The organism is Bartonella sp. AC130YNZD (assembly GCF_042196865.1).
Classification (GTDB): domain Bacteria; phylum Pseudomonadota; class Alphaproteobacteria; order Rhizobiales; family Rhizobiaceae; genus Bartonella.
In genome coordinates, this window is record NZ_JBHIQZ010000090.1 from 1 (window position 1) to 1,603 (window position 1,603).

The window sequence follows — 1,603 nt, forward strand, 5'->3', positions numbered from 1 at the left end:
ATCTTATCATCTAAATTCTGATAAAATGCCGGAACTTCTTGCCATGGCATAGCAGGAATATTTGTTGGTGTAGTACGTGGTTTTCCTAAAAGCGCGCGTGCCTTCATACAAGCTTGTAGATCAACCTCCAAACCAAGAGCAGCCGCATATTTCAAACAAATGTTAATACGGTTTAACGCTTTTCGTGCTGTATCTGCTTTCTCATGCCAAAGGGGTGCAAGAACATTGCGAATGATATTAGCCGTTAATTTTTCTATAGAGAAGCTGCCTATGTGTGGAATAACATGTAATTCCAGCGGAGAAAACCAGCGCCCATTTTTGCCTTCATTTTTTAACTCTGCTTTTTTACTTTCAAAAGCCGCAGTTGCAATCTCACTGAATATGTTGCTTTGCTGTTTTAAGACAGTTTGTTCTCGAAAGACAATAGGGTCATTGCCTTCTCTGAGAATAGTACTATAATGTTTGACAAGTTCGCGCGCTTCTTTCAGAGAAAGTTGTGCGACTGGACCAAGCCCCATTTCACGGCGTTTGTTATGGTATGTATAACGAAAGAACCAAGAGCGTGTATTGTCTTTTCGAACATTCAACCATAGCCCTGCCCCGTCACAATATTTACCCTGCGGAGACGTCTTTACGAATGATGCTGATAACCGATGAATCGCCCTCACTTAACGTCCCCTCTCGTCCACCTTTTAGACCACCTTTAATTTCTGATTTGAGATTTTTTCTTTAATACTTACTTTTTTTATTGAATCATAAAAAGCTATAGACATCAATACGCCCTTACACATCTTTATATACTTTGAATCTTGTTGCTAAAGCCTGATTCGCTCTCTGGGGGCACCATGCTCTTTTTTATCCAAAATAATTTATTGATTTTCCAAATGTTTTTTGTAATGAGGGACTCCCAAATATAAAGTGAGGGAATAGGGTTTTGCAACACATCTCTATAGGACGCCTCTTTTTTTACCAACTTTCTCAAGAAAGTCTTTTAATTCTGCTACGGTTTGTTGTGAAAAACTCTCTAAATTTCTAACAAACTCACCAACCGCTTCACGCCTCAACGGATCAGAAGTCTTGATTGTAAAACTTTTGCGACAAGCATAAGCTGCTTTCCTTAAGAGTAAAGCCTTCTCTTTATCTAAACCATAAAGCTCTATGATCTTTTCCTCCAGTCCTACAGGAATAGATTTTTTGCCAATCTCGACAGAAGATAAAAATCCTACAGATATGTCTAATTTCTTAGCCATATCTAAGAGGCGTTCGGAGTGATCAATGCGCAAAATTCCGCGCAAATTCACCATTACTAGCATCACCGGACCAATCGCCTCCTCCCAACATAACATTTACGTCTACACGTAAACTGCTTCCTTGTTCCCCTGTATGCCATTTCGTCACGGGATAACAACCAGACAAAAATTGCCACACATAACTGCAACCATCCTCACAACCGATATACGAAATCATACGATGATTTTCTGTATCAACGTGTCCTCCAGACGTTTTGGGAGAAGGCGCTTTATTGCCGTAATCACCCGCTCTGGTGCGTAATTTTCACTTCTTTGCACAAGCGCTGCCACACGCACTTCACGCCCCAACTCCA

General features: G+C 40.6%; 3 protein-coding genes. All 3 read right to left on the reverse strand.

Annotation, left to right across the window (positions count from 1 at the left end):
• The coding region (locus ACFINU_RS09730) for a tyrosine-type recombinase/integrase (protein ID WP_375619013.1) at nucleotides 1-668 on the reverse strand (668 nt) is incomplete at its 3' end.
• 279 nt (nucleotides 669-947) lie between these two features.
• Entirely contained in the window at nucleotides 948-1,313 is a 366-nt protein-coding gene (locus tag ACFINU_RS09735; RefSeq protein ID WP_375667647.1) for an XRE family transcriptional regulator, read from the reverse strand.
• Entirely contained in the window at nucleotides 1,273-1,467 is a 195-nt protein-coding gene (locus ACFINU_RS09740; RefSeq protein WP_375667644.1) for a hypothetical protein, read from the reverse strand. Before ACFINU_RS09740 ends, ACFINU_RS09735 begins: the two co-directional genes overlap by 41 nt.
• Nucleotides 1,468-1,603: the final 136 nt, after the last annotated feature.

What these genes read in the sequence shown, in the direction of transcription:
- ACFINU_RS09735 (WP_375667647.1), bottom strand. Translation starts at nt 1,313, where the DNA reads ATGCTAGTAATGGTGAATTTGCGCGGAATTTTGCGCATTGATCACTCC.
- ACFINU_RS09740 (WP_375667644.1), bottom strand. Translation starts at nt 1,467, where the DNA reads ATGATTTCGTATATCGGTTGTGAGGATGGTTGCAGTTATGTGTGGCAA.